Raw genomic sequence first — 18,797 nt, forward strand, 5'->3', positions numbered from 1 at the left:
TTAGTTTTTTATTATACTAATCTGTTTATCCTTCAGAACAGGTATAAATACTTCTCTTTTCGTCGAGAATGGGACTAACTCATAAAGATGGAGGGGAGATATTTATGAAAACAGGTACGTTAAAGCAGATTTTGCTTATCACAGATGGATGTTCTAATAAAGGAGAAGATCCTGTCGCAATGGCAGCATTAGCAAATGAACAAGGAATTACAGTAAATGTTATTGGGGTAATGGAACAAGATACAATTGATGAGCAGGGGATGAAAGAAATTGAAGGCATTGCACTCTCTGGAGGCGGTGTTAGTCAAGTGGTTTATGCACAGCAGTTAAGTCAGACTGTCCAAATGGTAACAAAAAAGGCGATGACCCAAACACTCCAAGGGGTAGTAAATAAAGAGCTTCAGCAAATATTAGGTTCCTCTAAGACGATGGAGGATCTTCCTCCCGAAAAAAGAGGAGAGGTAATGGAGGTTGTGGACGAACTGGGGGAAACTGTTGAGCTGGAAGTGCTAGTATTACTAGATACAAGCGCTAGTATGAAACATAAACTACCAACTGTAAAAGAAGCTTTGCTTGATCTATCTTTAAGCTTGAATGCTCGATCTGGCGAGAATCGCTACTCTGTGTTTGTATTTCCCGGGAAAAAGAAAGATGTCGAAAAATTAATGGATTGGACACCTCGTCTTGAATCTTTAACAAGTATCTTTCCAAAGTTATCGACAGGAGGCATTACACCAACAGGTCCAGCTTTAAAGGAAGCCATTCGTTACTTTAAGCATAAGCGCTCATTAAGGAGCTTGATTTCAAGTGATGATGAATACATCGAAGAGTCAATTTAAAATAAATAGTGGAACAGTAATAAAAGGAAAGTGGCATAACAAGCAATATACAATCTTAAAGGAACTTGGCTATGGAGCGAATGGGACAGTTTTTTTAGCAGATTCCAAAATAGGAAGAGTTGCTTTGAAATTAAGCAACAACAGTGTATCTATAACTTCTGAAGTAAATGTTTTGAAATCCTTCGCAAAGGTCCAAGGTTATAGCCTTGGACCTTCTTTAATAGATGTAGATGATTGGGTAACAAATAGAGGAACTATTTCTTTTTATGTAATGGAGTATATTAATGGACCTGATTTACTAACCTTTATCCATAATAAGGAAGACTTATGGATCGATGTGCTAATGATCCAATTATTAAAGGACTTACAAAATCTTCATGAAAATAATTGGGTGTTTGGAGATTTAAAACCAGAAAACCTGATTATTACAGGACCTCCAACGAGAATTAGATGTATTGATGTAGGGGGGACAACCATAAAAGGGAGAGCGATTAAAGAATTTACCGAGTTCTTTGATAGAGGATACTGGGGGGCAGGCACAAGAAAGGCAGAGCCAAGCTATGATTTGTTTGCTGTTGCGATGATTATACTGAATCTTTATTATCCAAAGCGCTTTAATAAAAAAGAGGGCGGGATCAAACAGCTGCATATGATGATTCGACAAAAGCAGGAATTAATGCGTTTCGAGGGGATTCTACTAAATGCGTTAACAGGAAAATATCTATCTGCAAAAGAAATGCGATTAGATTATTTAAAATTAACAAGTGGAGAATCAAAAAAAACAAGTAGAAGCACGATAACAGCTGGAACGAATAGAAGTAAAGCTCGCCAAGCGAACATTCAACCTGCTCCATCTGCTCAAACAAGAAGTAAATTGGTTAAAAAGAAGAAAAAGGCAGGATGGGCTGAATCTATACTCATCATTATCCTTATCTCTATTTGTTATATTTTGTATATATATGGTCAATTAACTTGAAAAGAGGATTTTCAGCAATTTTTAGAGAATAGTCTTTGGTATCACTTTTAAAAAAGTGATATCCTTGACTATAGTAACTACAACCTCTGATGAAAAAGTAATAACATCAAGGCCGGTAGAATAGTGATAGTGATAAGGAAGTAATGAAAAATGTTTGAGGATCAAATTTTAAATTACCTGCAAGGAAAAAATATGAACCTAGAAGGTAAGAAAATCTTGGTTGGAGTTTCTGGAGGACCAGATTCTTTAGCGCTTCTTCATTTTTTATGGACAAAACAAGAAGAATGGAAAATCAAGGTTTTTGCTGGACATGTGGATCATATGTTTAGAGGGGAGGAGTCGCTCGATGAAGCTGAGTTTGTAAAATCGTTCTGTGAAGAAAGAAACATTCCTTTTTCTTGGGAGCGAATAGATTTACCAGCATTTATCCAAAAAACAGGAATGAATTCACAAAAAGCAGCAAGAGAATGCAGGTATTCCTTCTATGAAAAAGTAATGAAAAGGCATAACTTAGATTACTTAGCGTTAGGTCATCATGGAGATGACCAAATAGAAACTATCTTAATGCGATTAACGAGAGGAAGTTTAGGGAAAGCAAGGGCTGGAATTCCTTTTATGCGTCCTTTTGGTACAGGGAAAATTATTCGTCCCTTTTTATGTTTAGAAAGGGAAGACATTGAGGAATATTGTAAAGTACATAATCTTAATCCAAGAAGAGATCCAAGCAATGAAAAAGATACCTATAGCCGCAATAGATACAGAAAACACGTTGTGCCCTTTTTAAAAAAAGAAAATATTCATGCGGCGAAGCATTTTCAACGGTTTAGTGAAGAATTAACAGACGATGAAACCTATTTAATGAAGCAGGCTGAAGAAAAGCTTTCTGATGTAATGGTTGAAAAAAAGGCTGCGGAAGTAGTAGTTGATATTAATCGTTTTCTTTTAATAGCTATTCCTTTACAAAGAAGATGTATTCAACTAATATTAAATTATCTCTATGACGAGATACCTATTTCATTATCCGCATTACATACTGAGCAAATGATGATATTACTTAAGAGTCCTCATTCTTCTGGAAATATTGATCTCCCGAATGGTTTGAAAGTGAAAAAGTCGTATCATTTTCTTCATTTTCAACTTAATTTTTCTCCAGCACAATCCTTTTATTATGAATTATCAAAAATGGGAGAGTTATTATTACCAAATGGGTACAATATTAAGGTAGAATATATAGACGGTGAAACGATTATTGATGACCATTGTATTCTTTTGGATGCATCTTCTATTTCCTTTCCTCTTATTATCCGTACTAGAAGAGATGGCGATAGAATTCATTTGAAAGGGATGAATGGAAGGAAAAAAGTGAACCGTATTTTTATCGATGAAAAGATTCCAATCCATAAGAGGGAGAATTGGCCGATCGTTACGGATAGCAAAGGTGAAATTCTTTGGATTCCAGGACTAAAAAAATCGATATATTCTCATAGTAATACGAATAGTGGTAGTAATCTATTAATAACATATAAAAAGCAATGATCTTCTAGGGGGCACACAAGAAATGAAACACGATATTGAAAAAATATTGATATCTGAAGAGGAAATACAAGGTAAAATCAAAGATTTGGCATTTCAGCTTACAGAGGAATATCAAGATAAATTTCCTTTGGCAATTGGAGTATTAAAAGGTGCTATGCCCTTTATGGCAGATCTTTTAAAGCGCGTGGATACATACCTTGAAATGGATTTTATGGATGTGTCAAGCTACGGTAATTCTACTGTATCTTCTGGAGAAGTAAAAATCTTAAAAGATTTGGATACTTCTGTGGAAGGAAGAGACATACTAATTATCGAGGACATTATTGATAGTGGTTTAACTTTAAGCTATCTTGTAGAGTTGTTCCGTTATCGTAAAGCAAAATCAATCAAAATTGTGACACTTCTTGATAAACCAACTGGTAGAAAGACAGATCTTAAAGCTGATTATGTAGGATTTATCGTACCAGACGCTTTTGTTGTTGGCTATGGATTAGACTACGCGGAAAGGTATCGAAATCTACCATATATTGGTGTTTTAAAACCGGAAGTTTATACGAGTGACAGTGAATAAGTACATGAAAAGAGGAATTCTAGCCCGGAGAGGGTAATTCCTTGAATTTACTTAATTTTCTATGTTACTATACTCTATAGTTTGTTTACCGTGGGAGGAGGTAAGGGATGAACCGTATTTTTCGTAATACCATTTTTTATTTATTAATATTTTTAGTAATTATCGGTGTGGTTAGTTTTTTCAATGGAAATAATCAGCCTACCAAGCAATTAACATATACTGAATTAATAAATCACCTTGATGCTGGTGATGTTGCCGAAATAACGCAGCAGCCTGAAAGAGGTGTCCTTGAAATACGCGGGAAATTAAAAGGCTATAAAGAAAATGAAACGTTTGTTTCCTATGTAACTAATAATGAAACAAATGCTCAAGTGATCTTAAAGGCTGCTACAGAAGGTTCCAAAATCGATGTCAAGCCTGCACAAGAAACAAGTGGATGGATCACATTCTTTACTTCAATTATTCCGTTTGTGATTATTTTTATCTTATTTTTCTTCTTGTTAAATCAAGCCCAAGGTGGCGGCGGCGGCCGTGTAATGAACTTTGGTAAGAGTAAAGCAAAACTGTACAATGAAGAAAAGAAAAAGGTTCGCTTTAATGATGTAGCGGGCGCAGATGAAGAAAAGCAAGAGCTGGTAGAAGTGGTGGAATTCTTAAAAGATCCACGGAAATTTGCTGAGCTAGGTGCTAGAATACCAAAAGGTGTCCTGCTTAATGGACCTCCAGGAACAGGTAAAACATTACTTGCTAGAGCTGTAGCGGGAGAAGCTGGTGTACCTTTCTTCTCTATCAGTGGTTCTGACTTCGTGGAAATGTTTGTTGGGGTAGGGGCTTCTCGAGTTCGTGATTTATTTGAAAATGCGAAGAAAAATGCTCCTTGTATTATCTTTATTGATGAAATCGATGCTGTAGGTCGTCAGCGTGGCGCTGGTTTAGGCGGAGGACACGATGAACGTGAACAAACGTTAAACCAACTATTAGTTGAAATGGATGGATTCGGTGCAAATGAAGGGATTATTATCATTGCTGCTACAAACCGTCCTGATATTCTTGACCCTGCATTGTTACGTCCAGGTCGTTTTGACCGACAAATTACGGTAGATAGACCAGATGTTAATGGTCGTGAGGCGGTATTACGTGTACATGCTCGTAATAAGCCGTTAGATGAGTCTGTTAATTTAAAAAGCATCGCTCAACGTACTCCAGGATTCTCTGGTGCGGATTTAGAAAACCTTCTAAATGAAGCTGCACTTGTTGCAGCGAGAGCGGATAAAAAGAAAATCGACATGGAAGACATGGATGAAGCGACAGATCGTGTTATTGCTGGACCTTCCAAGAAAAGTCGTGTTATTTCCAAAAAAGAAAGAAACATTGTTTCTTACCATGAAGCTGGACATACGATTATTGGTGTTGTATTAGATGAGGCGGATATGGTTCATAAAGTAACAATCGTACCTAGAGGCCAAGCTGGTGGATATGCAGTTATGCTTCCTAAGGAAGATCGTTTCTTAATGACGAAACAAGAGCTTCTTGATAAGATTACTGGATTACTTGGCGGTCGTGTTGCTGAGGATATCGTATTTGGGGAAGTAAGTACTGGAGCTCATAATGATTTCCAACGAGCTACAGGTATTGCCCGTAAAATGGTAACAGAATATGGAATGAGTGATAAACTTGGACCATTACAATTTGGTCAAGCGCAAAGTCAAGTATTCCTAGGTCGTGACTTAAATAATGAACAAAATTATTCAGATGCAATTGCATATGACATTGATTTAGAGATTCAACGAATTATAAAAGAATGTTACGAAAGAGCAAAACAAATTCTTACAGAAAACCGTGAGAAGTTGAACTTAATCGCTGAAACACTTCTTGAAATTGAAACGTTGGATGCAGAACAAATCAATAGCTTATACAAAGATGGTGTCTTGCCTGACCGTACGAAAAAGGCCGATACTACCTTAGGCACGGAAGATCTAAAAGTAAATATTAACAAAAAAGATGATAACGAGTAATCGTTGGAAAAAGATGCGCTTTCGAGCGTGTCTTTTTTTTGTCAAAACCTTTACAACCGTATCTTTTCGAAGCAGTCATTGCTTTAGGCTTTGTCTCTTTCTGGTTGTATGTTATGATATTTCCAGTATTGGATAGACTCTAGGTATAGCTTTCCTAAGTAAATAAAGTGATACGAGATAATGACGGGAAAATGAAATTAATAAAAAGTGGTGACTATAATGATTTTTGTCTTTGATATTGGAAATACAAATATAGTATTAGGTGTTTATGATAAAGAAGAATTAAAGCATCATTGGAGAATTGAAACAAATCGTTATAAAACGGAAGATGAATATGGTATGATCATTAAATCCCTATTTGATCATGTCGGTTTAACGTTTTCAGATATTGATGGAATAATTATTTCTTCCGTTGTTCCTCCAATTATGTTTTCTTTAGAAAGAATGTGTCAAAAGTATTTTCACTTAAAACCGTTAGTTGTGGGTCCAGGAACAAAAACGGGACTAAACATAAAATATGATAATCCTAAGGAAGTCGGAGCTGATCGAATTGTTAATGCAGTTGCGGCTATTCATGAATATGGGAGCCCGTTGATTATTGTTGATTTCGGGACTGCTACAACATTTTGTTATATAAATGAGCAAAAGCAATACATGGGTGGAGCGATAGCGCCAGGTATTAATATTGCGACAGAGGCATTGTATTCAAAAGCGGCCAAATTACCGCGTATTGAAATTGCAAGACCAGAAGGAGTAATTGGTAAAAATACCGTTTCAGCTATGCAGTCAGGAATTCTTTTTGGGTATGTAGGCCAGGTGGAAGGCATTGTGAAAAGGATGAAGGCAGAAAGCAATTTACAACCAAAGGTTATTGCTACAGGTGGATTAGCGAACCTTATTGCAAAAGAGTCAAATATTATTGATGAAGTAGACCCATTTCTTACTTTAAAAGGGTTACAGCTTATTTATAAGAAGAATAAGGATACACTAAAATAAAATATGTTTAAACGGAACTTTCATTCCGTTCATTAACTGATTAAAGATAAGGAGTAAACAATGAGCGATTATTTAGTAAAAGCGTTAGCGTTTGATGGTGAAGTTCGTGCGTATGCAGTCAGAAGTACAGAAACAGTAGGAGAAGGACAAAGAAGACATCATACTTGGCCAACAGCATCAGCTGCTCTAGGAAGATCATTAACAGCTACAGCAATGCTAGGAGCTATGCTAAAGGGAGATCAAAAACTAACAGTGAAAATCGATGGCGGTGGTCCGATTGGTCTTATCCTAGTAGACGGAAATGCTAAAGGGGAAGTACGCGGCTACGTTACTAACCCGCAAGTTCATTTCGATTTAAATGAACATGGAAAATTAGATGTTAAACGAGCTGTAGGAACAGAGGGCACACTATCTGTTGTAAAGGATATTGGAATGCGTGATTACTTCACTGGACAGGTGCCGATTGTTTCTGGAGAGCTTGGAGAAGATTTTACTTATTACTTGTTTAATTCAGAACAGGTGCCTTCCTCTGTTGGAGTAGGAGTTTTAGTAAACCCAGATAACAGCATTTTAGCTGCTGGCGGTTTCATTATTCAATTAATGCCTGGAGCGAAAGATGAAACGATTACAAAGATTGAACAAAGATTAAGTGAAATTCCGCCCATTTCGAAATTAATTGAAAAAGGCTTAACGCCAGAAGAGCTTTTAGAAGAAATTTGCGGAAAAGATAATGTGAAAATAATTGAAAATATGCCAATTTCCTTTACATGCACATGTTCGAAAGAAAGATTTTCAAGTGCAATTATTAGTTTAGGTCAAGCAGAAATCGAAGATATTATCAACACAGACGGACAAGCCGAAGCAGAATGCCATTTTTGTAATGAGAAATATCTGTTTACAAAGGATGAGCTAGAAACATTATTAGAAGAAGCAAAATAGTTATTAGACACCTGCAGAATTGGGATTCATTATCCCTTGCAGGTGTTTTTTATGAAGAATGTTTTCCGTTTTTGTAATGGGGTGGAGATGATGTGGTCGGTTAAAAAAAGGAAATTTTTGTCTGGAAGTCCAATAGCTTGGTTGAAAAACAAATTTGGTTTATATACTCAACGATTTGGCTCATACTTCCATGTGTTTAACCACTTTGTCCCTGATTTAAGTAAAAACTTCGACAGAAAAGAACTAATGATTAATTTTTCCGAAAATACAAACATATCGATTGACAAACAAAGGAGGTATTTGGTAAATTAATATTATAAAACCAATTAAAATACTCGGAATAAAGATAAGGGGAGATAGAAAATGTCAAGAATCGCAAATTCTGTAGTAGATCTTATCGGTGGCACACCCATTGTTAAATTAAATCGTTTAGTGGACGATTCAAGTGCAGATGTTTATTTGAAGTTAGAATATATGAATCCAGGAAGCAGTGTAAAAGACCGAATTGCGCTTGCGATGATTGAAGCTGCGGAAAAAAGCGGGGATTTAAAACCAGGCAGTACGATTATTGAACCAACAAGTGGAAATACTGGTATTGGCCTTGCGATGGTTGCTGCGGCAAAAGGTTACCGTGCGATTTTAGTTATGCCTGAAACGATGAGTGTGGAACGTCGACGACTATTGAAAGCTTACGGTGCTGAATTAGTATTAACTCCTGGACCAGAGGGCATGGGTGGAGCTATTCGTAAAGCGGAAGAATTAGCAAAAGAAAATGGTTACTTTATTCCGCAGCAGTTTAAAAATATCTCTAATCCTGAAGTACATAGATTAACAACTGGACCTGAAATTGTGGAGGCCTTTGGTGAGGAAGGCTTAGATGCGTTTATTGCTGGTATCGGTACAGGTGGAACCATTACTGGTGCTGGGGAAGTACTAAAAGAAAAATATAGCGATATTAAAATATATGCAGTAGAACCTGCTGATTCTCCTGTACTTTCAGGTGGAAAACCAGGACCGCATAAAATCCAAGGTATCGGTGCTGGATTTGTTCCGGAAATTTTAAATAGTGAAGTTTATGACGGTATTATTAAGGTTACAAATGAAGACGCTTTTGAATATGCTCGTCGTGCAGGGAAAGAAGAAGGCGTATTAGGTGGAATTTCTTCTGGTGCGGCTATTTATGCAGCATTACAAGTTGCAAAAGAGCTAGGAAAAGGTAAAAAAGTACTTGCAATTATCCCAAGTAATGGAGAACGTTACCTAAGCACACCTCTTTATCAATTTGATGAAGAATAAGGATAAAAATCAGCCTTGGAAATAGGCCTCCTTTGAAAAGGGGGCTTTTTGTTTTTTTTGATTAAAAAACTCCTGTTATGCAGCTATCTGACAAATAGGTGATTTTTTTGTATTTCTCTCGGTACATCTTGTATGATGAGAACAGATAAAAGATAAGGAGCGAAGTCTGTTTGAAAAATTACAAAGTATATAGTAAGACTATTCCTCTATCATATGACCAGTTTTTTAGGCGCTTTTTAACCCTTGCTGAAGATAAGTCCCATTATGTTCTATTAGAAAGTGGACGTGGTGGCAGGTATAGTATTGGCGGAATTTCACCTATAGTGAAAATGATAGGCAGAAATAATGGTTTAGAAGTGATAGACGGAAAAGGAACTGTACGAATCGAAGGAAATCCCCTTCATTCTATAAAAGAAGTGATGAATAAGTATGTTGTAGAGACTAATCCAGAGCTGCCAGATTTCCAAGGTGGAGCGATAGGATTCATTAGTTATGATTATATCCGTTATATTGAAAAAATCCCCAACCTGACGACAGATGATATGGAAATACCAGATGTTTTCTTTTTGTTATTCGAAGAATGGTTTACTTATGATCATAAAGAAAATAAATTATGGATTTCAGCCTTATATGAAGAAAATCAGTTAGCGATGATTCAAGATAAAGTAGAATCCTATATGCTAGGCTGGATAGATGAAGAGAAGGAAGAGATAGTTCAAGGACATGCAGAGAAATCGTCAGAATTAAAAGTATCGATGGAAGACAATGAATTTCAACAATCTGTCCGCAGAATTCAGAACTATATTTCTGAAGGAGATGTGTTTCAGGTTAACTTGTCAGTTCGGCAGGCTAAACCACTGCATGTATCTGCGCTTGATGTCTACCAGCAGCTAAGAGTTTTAAATCCTTCTCCCTATATGGGGTATTTTCATACACCTGAATTTCAGCTAGTTAGTGGATCACCAGAATTACTAGTTAAAAAGAAGGGAAAGGACGTAAGTACAAGACCTATAGCAGGAACAAGGTCCCGTGGGAGAGATGAAGCAGAGGATTCAGAGCTTGCTCGTGAATTAATCGAGAGTGAAAAGGAAAGAGCAGAGCATGTAATGTTAGTAGACCTTGAAAGAAATGATTTAGGGAGAGTATGTGCGTACGGAAGTGTTCGAGTAGACGAATTTATGGTAATAGAAAAGTATTCTCATGTTATGCATATTGTGTCTAATGTAAAAGGGCAGCTTGCGGACAATAAAGATGAGTATGATCTTATTGATAGTATGTTTCCTGGTGGAACCATTACGGGTGCGCCAAAGATAAGAACAATGGAAATTATTGAGGAACTAGAACCGGTGCGACGAGGCCCATATACCGGTTCATTAGGATGGATTGGTTTTAACCATGATATAGAATTGAATATTATGATCAGAACTATGTTGGTGAAGGAAAACCAAGCATATGTACAAGCAGGTGCGGGGATTGTAATTGATTCTATTCCTGCAAATGAATATAAAGAATCGATGAAAAAGGCCAGAGCGTTATGGAATGCAAAAGAATTAGCAGAAGAGAAATTAGGTGATGGCAATTGATTTATATGATTGATAATTATGATTCCTTCACCTATAATCTAGTCCAATACTTAGGTTCATTAGGGCAGGAACTGCAAGTGAAAAGAAATGATGAGACTTCTATCGAGGAGATTAAAGGGGAAAAGCCAATGTACTTAATGGTTTCTCCTGGACCATGTACGCCCAATGATGCAGGTATTAGTTTGGAAGCGATTCGTACTTTTGCTGGTGAAATACCGATTTTTGGTGTGTGCCTTGGTCATCAAGCAATTGGACAGGTTTTTGGAGGAGAGGTTGTGAAAGCGACCAATTTAATGCACGGAAAGACATCCCTTATTTATCATGATAATCAAACAATTTTTCATGGTTTACCTAATCCCTTCCCAGCTACGCGCTATCATTCGCTGATTGTAAAAAAGGAATCATTGCCAAAGTGTTTAGAGATCTCTGCTTGGACGGAAGAAGGAGAGATTATGGGGCTTAGACATAAAGAACTTCCTATCGAAGGAGTTCAGTTTCATCCAGAATCTATCATGACTAAGGCTGGGATGGAAATCTTACATAATTTTATCCAATTTTATCAAAAAGGAACTAAGTAGAAGATGTATATATATTTAAATGGACAAATAATTCGTCAGGAAGAAGCGGTTATCTCTGTTTTTGACCATGGATTTATGTATGGCTTAGGCTTATTTGAAACATTGCGTGTATATGATGGACATCCTTTCTTATTAGATGATCATCTTAAACGATTAAATGATGGGTTATCGGAGCTGAATATAGAAAAATTTTATGAGCGAGAAGAAGCAGTATCTATTATAAAAGCACTGCTCAGTATAAATAACATAGAAAATGCCTATATCCGCTGGAATGTTTCAGCAGGAAATGGCATGATTGGACTGCAAACAGAGCCGTATACACAACCAAATACGATTGTGTATATAAAACATCTTCCAAAGGCAGCTGGTATGGTTGAAAAAACAGGGCAAATAGTCACAGTTCCAAGGAATACACCAGAGGGATTCTTTCGCTTAAAATCACATCATTATTTAAATAATATTCTTGCCAAGAGAGAGATTGGGCCAGAGCCGACGAGGGAAGGAATTTTTTTGACGAAGGAAGGATATTTAGCAGAAGGTATTACCTCTAATATTTTCTGGGTTGTAGATGGAGAGCTTTATACTCCTAGCTTGCAGACAGGAATATTAAATGGCATCACAAGGCAGTTTATTGTAAAACTTGCACAGGTTTATGGGGTTGCTGTGAAAGAAGGCATTTTTTCACGAGATATTCTTGCAAGTGCCAAAGAGATATTTGCAACAAATTCCATTCAGGAAATTATTCCGATTAAAAGAATCGATAAGTATGAATATAAGGGAAAAGAGGGTCCTGTTGTTACAATGCTATATAATGAATATAGAAAACATACGAATCAATTATGGTCTGTAAAAGAGTTGGAGGGAATAAGGGAATGGTAAATAAAATTGATTGTGGTCCATATACGTTAAACTATGATCAAAAAACAATCATCATGGGAATTTTAAATGTAAATCCTGATTCTTTTTCTGATGGAGGAAAATATAACGAAATGGATAGAGCTGTTAAACATGCCGTCCAGATGGTGGAGGATGGAGCAGATATTATTGATATAGGAGGGGAATCCACCAGACCAGGTTATACAGAAATATCGATTGAAGAAGAATTAGAACGGGTAATTCCGATTATTGAACGATTAGCTAACGAAGTGAATGTTCCTCTATCGATTGATACATATAAAGGAGAAGTGGCGAGACAATCTTTACAGGCGGGTGCTCATATTATCAATGATATATGGGGAGCAAAAAGAGACCCTAGTATGGCTGAGGTTGCAGCTGAATATCAAGCTCCTATTATCTTAATGCATAATAGAGATAATCTTAGCTATACTTCTTTTTTGGAAGATGTAGTGTCTGATTTGCAGGAAAGTATTGATATGGTAAAGGGAGCTGGAGTTTCTGCGGAGAAAATCATTCTTGATCCAGGTATTGGATTTGCGAAAGATTTAAAGGGGAATTTGGACATGATGCGCGGCTTAGATAAGCTTGTTGAAATGGGCTATCCTGTCTTGTTGGGAACCTCGAGGAAATCATTGATTGGCCATGTATTAAATTTACCTGTTAGCGAACGATTAGAAGGAACAGGTGCAACTATATGCTATGGCATTCAAAAAGGATGTCAGTTAATTCGCGTTCATGATGTGAAAGAAATGACAAGAATGGCGCGGATGATGGATGCTTTGATGGAAAAGGGTGAGTACAGTGGATAAAATAATATTAAACCAAATGGAGTTCTATGGTTACCATGGTGTGTTTAAAGAAGAGACTAAGTTAGGCCAGCGTTTTATAGTGGATTTACAAGCAGATGTAGATTTAGCAAAAGCGGGAGCAACAGATGACTTACAGTATTCGGTTAATTATGGCCAGCTATTCTTCGATGTAAAGGAGATTGTGGAAGGGGAGCCATATAAATTGATTGAAGCGGTAGCGGAGAATATTGCAAAAAAATTATTAGAATCCTACTCTCTTATTGAAGGTTTAACAGTTCGGATCATTAAGCCAGATCCACCGATTCCAGGACACTATAAATCAGTTGCGGTAGAAATCACAAGGAAAAGAAAAGAATGAATAAAGTTTATTTATCTTTAGGGTCGAATATAGGAAATCGGTTGGAATATATACATGAAGCTGTACAAATGCTACATAATCAGGAAGAGATAAAGGTGGTAAATATTTCATCTGTTTATGAGACGGATCCAGTTGGATATGAGGAACAAGCACTATTTTTGAATATTGTCATACAGGTTGAAACTTCCTTAAATCCATGTTCCTTATTAGAACAATGTCAAAATATCGAAAGTGAACTTGGAAGAAAAAGGATAATTAGATGGGGGCCAAGAACAATAGACCTTGACATTTTATTGTATAATCAAGAAAATATAGTATCAGAGAAGCTGATTATTCCACATCCAAGAATAGAAGAGAGAGCATTTGTTTTAGTGCCATTAATAGAAATTGCTCCAGACATAAAGTTACCAAATAAACCAATACTTTTAAAAGAAAGTTTGCAGCTTTTGCGAGATAGAGAAGGAGTAAGGGTATGGAAACAACGGAAAAATGGGGAAGACGTATTCGGGCTTTTCGGAAGCTAAAAGGATATACACAGGAAGGTTTAGCAAAAGAGTTACTCGTTTCTGTTTCTATTTTAGGAGAGATTGAGCGAGGTAATCGGATGCCTTCAGAAGAAATGATTGATTCTATTGTAGATGTGCTAAAGATAACGAGAGAAGAGTTAGATCCACTTCAAAATAAATAAGCACGGTTCATCAGGGAGGTAAAAGATTGTTTAAAATAGGAAATGTTGAAATTAGTAACCGTGTTGTTCTTGCGCCAATGGCTGGTATTTCAAATTCTGCTTTTCGTCTAACAGTGAAGGAATTTGGAGCGGGTCTTGTTTGTGCGGAAATGATTAGTGATAAAGGGATTGTTTTAAAAAACAAAAAAACAATGAACATGCTCTATATTGATGAGCGTGAAAATCCAATGAGTTTACAGATTTTCGGCGGAGAAAAGGAAACATTAGTAGAAGCGGCGCAATTTGTTGATCAGAATACCAATGCAGATATTATCGATATTAACATGGGATGTCCGGTTCCAAAGATTACAAAATGTGATGCAGGGGCTAAATGGCTGTTAGATCCGGATAAAATTTATGATATGGTTTCTGCTGTTGTAGAAAATGTTCGTAAACCAGTAACGGTTAAAATGCGTATGGGCTGGGATGAAGACCATATATATGCAGTAAGAAATGCTCAAGCGGTTGAACGCGCAGGTGGAGCGGCGGTTGCCCTGCATGGCAGAACTCGTGTCCAGCTTTATGAAGGGACTGCAAACTGGGATATTATTCGTGAAGTAAAACAATCAATCAATATTCCTTTAATGGGGAATGGAGATGTAAATACACCCCAAGATGCGAAAAGAATGTTAGATGAAACTGGCTGTGATGGTGTTATGATTGGAAGAGCTGCGCTTGGAAATCCATGGATGATTTATAGTACGGTTAAGTATTTAGAAACGGGTGCGTTAGTTAGTGATCCATCCGTTCGAGAGAAGATGGATGTATGCATCTTGCACTTGGATCGGTTAATCCATTTAAAAGGGGAGTATGTAGCCGTTCGAGAAATGCGAAAACATGCTGCTTGGTATTTGAAGGGCATTAAAGGAAATGCGAAAACAAGAAGTGCTATTAATGAATGTGAGACTAGGGAACAATTAGTAACGATCTTGAATGCATTAGTCTTGGAAGTAGAAGCAAGAGGACATTCTGAAATCGAAGTAGGTTAATTTTGAACGTAACTGTTTAAATTTCCTGTAATATGTGTAAAAATAAAGCTGTTAGACAAAAAAATCTAACAGTTTTTTTTCTTTTTTAGTGTCTGTATTCGTGACATTGTGTAGAATAATAAAGTATGTATAAATTGAACGATTCCTTTTTTAGGTGATCATACATAAAAAAGATGTTGGAGATGATTAAGCATGAGTCATGAAGAATTAAACTTAAATGACCAATTACTAGTTAGACGTAACAAAATGAATGAGTTGCGTGAACAAGGAATAGATCCGTTTGGTAAACGTTTTGATAGAACTCATTTATCTGAAGCTTTAAAAAAACAATATGAATCTCTAGATAAAGAAGAACTAGAGGAAAAGAATATCTCTGTTTCTATTGCGGGAAGAGTAATGACAAAAAGAGGAAAAGGGAAAGCTGGATTTGCTCATATTCAAGATCTTGAAGGACAAATTCAACTGTATGTTCGTAAAGACAATGTAGGCGAAGAGCAATACGCTATTTTTAACTCTGTGGATTTAGGAGATATTGTTGGTGTAGAAGGTGTTTTATTTAAAACGAACGTAGGGGAACTTTCTGTTAAGGTTCAAGATTTTACTTTACTTACAAAGGCTCTTCGTCCTTTACCTGATAAATTCCATGGTTTGAAAGATATTGAGCAACGTTATCGCCAACGATACTTAGACTTAATTTCAAGTGAAGAAAGTAAGAATACATTTATTCTGCGCAGCAAGATCATTCAATCCATGCGCCGTTATTTAGATAGCCATGGCTATCTAGAAGTAGAAACGCCAATGATGCATTCTATTGCAGGTGGAGCTTCTGCACGTCCGTTTATTACACATCATAACGCGTTAGATATGCCTTTATATATGCGTATCGCTATTGAGCTTCATTTAAAAAGATTGATAGTTGGCGGATTAGAAAAAGTATACGAAATTGGCCGCGTATTCCGTAATGAAGGAGTATCAACAAGACATAATCCAGAATTTACGATGATTGAGCTTTACGAAGCTTATGCTGATTATCGTGATATTATGAGTCTTACAGAAAACTTAGTTGCTCATATTGCACAAGAAATCCATGGCTCTACAACTGTAACATACGGAGACTACCAAGTTGATTTAAAACCAGAATGGACAAGACTTCATATGGTAGATGCGATTAAGGAATACACAGGTGTAGACTTCTGGCCAGAGATGAGTGTGGAAGAGGCTAGGAGATTAGCGAAAGAAAATGATATTGAAATTAATGAAAATATGACGTATGGCCATATTGTTAATGAGTTTTTTGAGCAAAGAGTAGAAGAAAAATTAATTCAGCCTACTTTCATTTATGGTCATCCTTTAGAGATTTCGCCATTAGCGAAGAAAAATGAAAAAGATCCTCGTTTTACAGATCGTTTTGAACTGTTCATAGTAGGAAGAGAGCATGCAAATGCCTTCACTGAATTAAATGATCCTATTGATCAACGTGAAAGATTTGAAGCACAATTAAAAGAACGTGAGCAAGGAAATGATGAAGCACACTTAATGGATGAGGATTTTGTAGAGGCATTAGAATATGGGATGCCTCCAACAGGTGGATTAGGTATTGGTATTGACCGCCTAGTAATGCTGTTAACAAATTCTCCTTCTATTAGAGATGTACTATTATTCCCGTTAATGAGACATCGCTAAATAGGATATGGCACCCTTAAAAGGTGCCGTATTTTTATATTAGTAATGATGTTGAACTATATAGAAGAGAGGGGGAAAGGGATAAGAAAAATAGTATAAGGTTAGCAGGAGAACTTATTTATCCCTTATTATATTATCTGAATAAAGAGAGAATACGCAGAAGAATAATAAGAATATTTTTTCTTTTAAAAAGTAGTTGCATAGAGAGTTAAACGGTGGTATATTAATATTCGTTGCTGAAATAAGCGACGATGAAACAAAAAAGAAAATGAAAAAAGTGTTGACATCGAAAATGGCTTCTGGTAATATTAAAAAGTCGCCGATGACGACGATGAAATTGCTCTTTGAAAACTGAACAAACAAACGTCAACAATAAATCGTTTTATAACTAACGTTATAGAATGATAACAAGTAATAAAAAGCTAGAGTTTAGCAATGAGCTAATCAACTCTTTATTGGAGAGTTTGATCCTGGCTCAGGACGAACGCTGGCGGCGTGCCTAATACATGCAAGTCGAGCGGACTTTAAAAGCTTGCTTTTAAAGTTAGCGGCGGACGGGTGAGTAACACGTGGGCAACCTGCCTGTAAGACTGGGATAACTTCGGGAAACCGGAGCTAATACCGGATAATCCTTTTCCTCTCATGAGGAAAAGCTGAAAGACGGTTTACGCTGTCACTTACAGATGGGCCCGCGGCGCATTAGCTAGTTGGTGAGGTAACGGCTCACCAAGGCGACGATGCGTAGCCGACCTGAGAGGGTGATCGGCCACACTGGGACTGAGACACGGCCCAGACTCCTACGGGAGGCAGCAGTAGGGAATCTTCCGCAATGGACGAAAGTCTGACGGAGCAACGCCGCGTGAGTGATGAAGGTTTTCGGATCGTAAAACTCTGTTGTTAGGGAAGAACAAGTACAAGAGTAACTGCTTGTACCTTGACGGTACCTAACCAGAAAGCCACGGCTAACTACGTGCCAGCAGCCGCGGTAATACGTAGGTGGCAAGCGTTGTCCGGAATTATTGGGCGTAAAGCGCGCGCAGGCGGTCCTTTAAGTCTGATGTGAAAGCCCACGGCTCAACCGTGGAGGGTCATTGGAAACTGGGGGACTTGAGTGCAGAAGAGAAGAGTGGAATTCCACGTGTAGCGGTGAAATGCGTAGAGATGTGGAGGAACACCAGTGGCGAAGGCGACTCTTTGGTCTGTAACTGACGCTGAGGCGCGAAAGCGTGGGGAGCAAACAGGATTAGATACCCTGGTAGTCCACGCCGTAAACGATGAGTGCTAAGTGTTAGAGGGTTTCCGCCCTTTAGTGCTGCAGCAAACGCATTAAGCACTCCGCCTGGGGAGTACGGCCGCAAGGCTGAAACTCAAAGGAATTGACGGGGGCCCGCACAAGCGGTGGAGCATGTGGTTTAATTCGAAGCAACGCGAAGAACCTTACCAGGTCTTGACATCCTCTGACACTCCTAGAGATAGGACGTTCCCCTTCGGGGGACAGAGTGACAGGTGGTGCATGGTTGTCGTCAGCTCGTGTCGTGAGATGTTGGGTTAAGTCCCGCAACGAGCGCAACCCTTGATCTTAGTTGCCAGCATTCAGTTGGGCACTCTAAGGTGACTGCCGGTGACAAACCGGAGGAAGGTGGGGATGACGTCAAATCATCATGCCCCTTATGACCTGGGCTACACACGTGCTACAATGGATGGTACAAAGGGCAGCAAAACCGCGAGGTCGAGCAAATCCCATAAAACCATTCTCAGTTCGGATTGTAGGCTGCAACTCGCCTACATGAAGCTGGAATCGCTAGTAATCGCGGATCAGCATGCCGCGGTGAATACGTTCCCGGGCCTTGTACACACCGCCCGTCACACCACGAGAGTTTGTAACACCCGAAGTCGGTGGGGTAACCTTTTGGAGCCAGCCGCCTAAGGTGGGATAGATGATTGGGGTGAAGTCGTAACAAGGTAGCCGTATCGGAAGGTGCGGCTGGATCACCTCCTTTCTAAG

Annotated in this window: 17 protein-coding genes and 1 rRNA gene; all 18 read left to right on the top strand. The window is 37.9% G+C overall.

The window, feature by feature from the left end; genetic code table 11:
• Positions 1 to 104: 104 nt before the first annotated feature.
• Positions 105 to 839 (top strand): vWA domain-containing protein, encoded by a 735-nt coding sequence (locus NSQ92_RS22770; protein ID WP_047944388.1) that lies wholly within the window; start codon positions 105 to 107, stop codon positions 837 to 839.
• Positions 808 to 1,815 (top strand): serine/threonine-protein kinase, encoded by a 1,008-nt coding sequence (locus NSQ92_RS22775; RefSeq protein WP_328283079.1) that lies wholly within the window; start codon positions 808 to 810, stop codon positions 1,813 to 1,815. Before NSQ92_RS22770 ends, NSQ92_RS22775 begins: the two co-directional genes overlap by 32 nt.
• A gap of 150 nt (positions 1,816 to 1,965) precedes the next feature.
• Positions 1,966 to 3,351 (top strand): tRNA lysidine(34) synthetase TilS, encoded by a 1,386-nt coding sequence (tilS, locus tag NSQ92_RS22780; RefSeq protein WP_095320978.1) that lies wholly within the window; start codon positions 1,966 to 1,968, stop codon positions 3,349 to 3,351.
• 22 nt (positions 3,352 to 3,373) lie between these two features.
• Positions 3,374 to 3,922: a hypoxanthine phosphoribosyltransferase gene (gene hpt / locus NSQ92_RS22785; protein ID WP_047944392.1), complete on the top strand. Its 549-nt coding sequence runs from the start codon at positions 3,374 to 3,376 to the stop codon at positions 3,920 to 3,922.
• Positions 3,923 to 4,029: 107 nt separating this feature from the next.
• Positions 4,030 to 5,937 carry an ATP-dependent zinc metalloprotease FtsH gene (gene ftsH, locus NSQ92_RS22790; RefSeq protein ID WP_047944393.1) on the top strand — a complete coding sequence of 636 codons (1,908 nt, stop codon included), beginning with the start codon at positions 4,030 to 4,032 and terminating at the stop codon, positions 5,935 to 5,937.
• Between the two features lie 219 nt (positions 5,938 to 6,156).
• Positions 6,157 to 6,933, top strand: coding sequence for a type III pantothenate kinase (locus tag NSQ92_RS22795; RefSeq protein ID WP_047944396.1), 777 nt, complete (start codon positions 6,157 to 6,159; stop codon positions 6,931 to 6,933).
• 60 nt (positions 6,934 to 6,993) lie between these two features.
• The gene (gene hslO / locus NSQ92_RS22800) at positions 6,994 to 7,872 is read left to right on the top strand and encodes an Hsp33 family molecular chaperone HslO (RefSeq protein WP_095259495.1); all 879 of its coding nucleotides are present in this window, start codon (positions 6,994 to 6,996) and stop codon (positions 7,870 to 7,872) included.
• A 363-nt stretch (positions 7,873 to 8,235) separates the two neighbouring features.
• Positions 8,236 to 9,168 carry a cysteine synthase A gene (cysK, locus tag NSQ92_RS22805; RefSeq protein WP_047944399.1) on the top strand — a complete coding sequence of 311 codons (933 nt, stop codon included), beginning with the start codon at positions 8,236 to 8,238 and terminating at the stop codon, positions 9,166 to 9,168.
• Between the two features lie 170 nt (positions 9,169 to 9,338).
• Positions 9,339 to 10,751 (top strand): anthranilate synthase component I family protein, encoded by a 1,413-nt coding sequence (locus NSQ92_RS22810; RefSeq protein ID WP_047944400.1) that lies wholly within the window; start codon positions 9,339 to 9,341, stop codon positions 10,749 to 10,751.
• Positions 10,748 to 11,329: an aminodeoxychorismate/anthranilate synthase component II gene (gene pabA, locus NSQ92_RS22815; protein WP_047944401.1), complete on the top strand. Its 582-nt coding sequence runs from the start codon at positions 10,748 to 10,750 to the stop codon at positions 11,327 to 11,329. Before NSQ92_RS22810 ends, pabA begins: the two co-directional genes overlap by 4 nt.
• 3 nt (positions 11,330 to 11,332) lie before the next feature.
• The gene (gene pabC / locus NSQ92_RS22820) at positions 11,333 to 12,208 is read left to right on the top strand and encodes an aminodeoxychorismate lyase (RefSeq protein ID WP_047944402.1); all 876 of its coding nucleotides are present in this window, start codon (positions 11,333 to 11,335) and stop codon (positions 12,206 to 12,208) included.
• Positions 12,202 to 13,035, top strand: coding sequence for a dihydropteroate synthase (folP, locus tag NSQ92_RS22825; RefSeq protein WP_047944403.1), 834 nt, complete (start codon positions 12,202 to 12,204; stop codon positions 13,033 to 13,035). Before pabC ends, folP begins: the two co-directional genes overlap by 7 nt.
• Entirely contained in the window at positions 13,028 to 13,393 is a 366-nt protein-coding gene (gene folB, locus NSQ92_RS22830) for a dihydroneopterin aldolase (RefSeq protein WP_047944404.1), read from the top strand. Before folP ends, folB begins: the two co-directional genes overlap by 8 nt.
• On the top strand, positions 13,390 to 13,917 hold the full coding sequence (gene folK, locus NSQ92_RS22835) for a 2-amino-4-hydroxy-6-hydroxymethyldihydropteridine diphosphokinase (RefSeq protein ID WP_047944405.1): 528 nt from the start codon (positions 13,390 to 13,392) through the stop codon (positions 13,915 to 13,917). The genes folB and folK overlap by 4 nt, the downstream gene beginning before the upstream one ends.
• The gene (locus NSQ92_RS22840; protein ID WP_047944406.1) at positions 13,866 to 14,081 is read left to right on the top strand and encodes a helix-turn-helix domain-containing protein; all 216 of its coding nucleotides are present in this window, start codon (positions 13,866 to 13,868) and stop codon (positions 14,079 to 14,081) included. Before folK ends, NSQ92_RS22840 begins: the two co-directional genes overlap by 52 nt.
• 26 nt (positions 14,082 to 14,107) lie before the next feature.
• Positions 14,108 to 15,109: a tRNA dihydrouridine synthase DusB gene (gene dusB / locus NSQ92_RS22845; RefSeq protein ID WP_047944407.1), complete on the top strand. Its 1,002-nt coding sequence runs from the start codon at positions 14,108 to 14,110 to the stop codon at positions 15,107 to 15,109.
• Positions 15,110 to 15,301: 192 nt separating this feature from the next.
• Entirely contained in the window at positions 15,302 to 16,792 is a 1,491-nt protein-coding gene (lysS, locus tag NSQ92_RS22850; protein ID WP_047944408.1) for a lysine--tRNA ligase, read from the top strand.
• Positions 16,793 to 17,244: 452 nt separating this feature from the next.
• A 16S ribosomal RNA gene (locus tag NSQ92_RS22855) occupies positions 17,245 to 18,792 on the top strand.
• Positions 18,793 to 18,797: the final 5 nt, after the last annotated feature.

This window comes from Niallia sp. FSL M8-0099 (genome assembly GCF_038006945.1).
Taxonomy (GTDB): domain Bacteria; phylum Bacillota; class Bacilli; order Bacillales; family Cytobacillaceae; genus Niallia; species Niallia circulans.

Bases quoted from the DNA above. Each gene is read 5' to 3' on its own strand.
- folP (WP_047944403.1), top strand. From the start codon at position 12,202: ATGGTAAATAAAATTGATTGTGGTCCATATACGTTAAACTATGATCAA.
- NSQ92_RS22770 (WP_047944388.1), top strand. From the start codon at position 105: ATGAAAACAGGTACGTTAAAGCAGATTTTGCTTATCACAGATGGATGT.
- hpt (WP_047944392.1), top strand. From the start codon at position 3,374: ATGAAACACGATATTGAAAAAATATTGATATCTGAAGAGGAAATACAA.
- tilS (WP_095320978.1), top strand. From the start codon at position 1,966: ATGTTTGAGGATCAAATTTTAAATTACCTGCAAGGAAAAAATATGAAC.
- lysS (WP_047944408.1), top strand. From the start codon at position 15,302: ATGAGTCATGAAGAATTAAACTTAAATGACCAATTACTAGTTAGACGT.
- cysK (WP_047944399.1), top strand. From the start codon at position 8,236: ATGTCAAGAATCGCAAATTCTGTAGTAGATCTTATCGGTGGCACACCC.
- ftsH (WP_047944393.1), top strand. From the start codon at position 4,030: ATGAACCGTATTTTTCGTAATACCATTTTTTATTTATTAATATTTTTA.
- pabC (WP_047944402.1), top strand. From the start codon at position 11,333: ATGTATATATATTTAAATGGACAAATAATTCGTCAGGAAGAAGCGGTT.
- folK (WP_047944405.1), top strand. From the start codon at position 13,390: ATGAATAAAGTTTATTTATCTTTAGGGTCGAATATAGGAAATCGGTTG.
- NSQ92_RS22795 (WP_047944396.1), top strand. From the start codon at position 6,157: ATGATTTTTGTCTTTGATATTGGAAATACAAATATAGTATTAGGTGTT.
- hslO (WP_095259495.1), top strand. From the start codon at position 6,994: ATGAGCGATTATTTAGTAAAAGCGTTAGCGTTTGATGGTGAAGTTCGT.
- NSQ92_RS22840 (WP_047944406.1), top strand. From the start codon at position 13,866: ATGGAAACAACGGAAAAATGGGGAAGACGTATTCGGGCTTTTCGGAAG.